The 1,264-nt window shown below is 66.5% G+C and carries 2 protein-coding genes; both read left to right on the forward strand.

Annotated features, from left to right (window positions below; translation table 11 throughout):
* Positions 1-253 (forward strand): hypothetical protein (locus tag EJ105_RS27570; protein WP_250168879.1); only part of this gene is annotated, 253 nt, incomplete at its 5' end.
* Positions 254-255: 2 nt separating this feature from the next.
* A partial coding sequence (locus EJ105_RS27575) for a hypothetical protein (RefSeq protein ID WP_250168880.1) occupies positions 256-1,264 on the forward strand: 1,009 nt, incomplete at its 3' end.

The raw sequence follows: 1,264 nt of genomic DNA on the forward strand, positions 1-1,264 counted from the left end.
CTTTTTCATTACAGCACCGGACCTGCCCGGGGTGGCGGTGTTCCTGGTGGATAATACGGGGCCTGAGCCGGTCCTTTACCTCAATGGTGATCTGATCGCTGCCGGCTCAATCACGGCCTCGCATCTGAATGTCGCGACCCTCTCGGCCATCGTCGCAAACCTCGGCGAGGTCATTGCCGGCATCCTGCGGAACAGCGCCAACACCTTTCGGGTGGATGCCACCAATGGCTATCTGCTCATCAGCAGCAGCTGACGATGGCAACGCCCCGCGTCATCCTCGGGAACTTCGCTGGAGTCCCGCGCCTGCGCGTCTCGAAACCCGGGTTCGACGTGACGGACCCGACCCTCGGCGGCGAGCAGCTGGTGTTCGATTCGGCGCGGCCCGAGATACTCTCTGTCCTCGCCGCCAACTGGCAGCTCTCGGGCTCGGTATCTGTCGAGACATGGACGGCGGATGGCGGCGTCACCTATACGCGTCGCTACCGCACCGTGACCTTCGCCACCCTGCCGTGGGAACCCATCTGCATCGGCTGGGCGCGGCAGATCAATGGCTCGGGGCAGGTCACATACACGCAGACGCCGAGCGCATCCTATGTGGACCACTGCACCTTTACGGTGGGAGCGAGCAGCGGCGTCGACACCGCCTACATCATCTTTGCCAACCCGCTGACGCAGGCCGACAGCCGCGAGGCGGACAACGGGGGCAGCTACAATCTGCTCGCCGGCATCCACCCGGCGCGCGGAGCGGGCCTGTTCGTCCCCCGACGCGGGGCGGATGTGCTGTCCTGTCCCGACCGCGACCTGCGGCTGACCATCGAGCGCCCATCCTTCCAGATTGCGGAGGCGGGGGCGGTGTGGCGCCCGGCTTCGGCGACCATGACGGTCAACCTGCGCGGCAGTTACCCGGATTTCCCGCCCGTCATCATCATGGCGAGCGAGGACCGGGGCTCGGCGCCCTCTGTCGCGGCCGGGCCGACGGTCGCCTGGGTCAACGCCAGCACGATCCAGATCACGATCACCAGCACCAACGCGCAGGCGCTCCAGTACATCATCCCCGCCTATGATCCGGCCTATGTGCATGGGCCGGATTCGGCCTCCACGCCGCGCGTGCTGATGGACGACACCGTGGGTCTCGCGATCAGCCAGCGCAATGTGGATGTGCGGTTCGCGAGCGACAGCCAGCTGCTGTTCCGCGCCACCCGGCCGATGCTCAACGTGGCCGAGCGCAAGGCGGTGAACAACGCCGGCGTCGCCGTCATCAGCA

The sequence above is a fragment of the Xanthobacter aminoxidans genome (assembly GCF_023571765.1).
Classification (GTDB): domain Bacteria; phylum Pseudomonadota; class Alphaproteobacteria; order Rhizobiales; family Xanthobacteraceae; genus Xanthobacter; species Xanthobacter aminoxidans.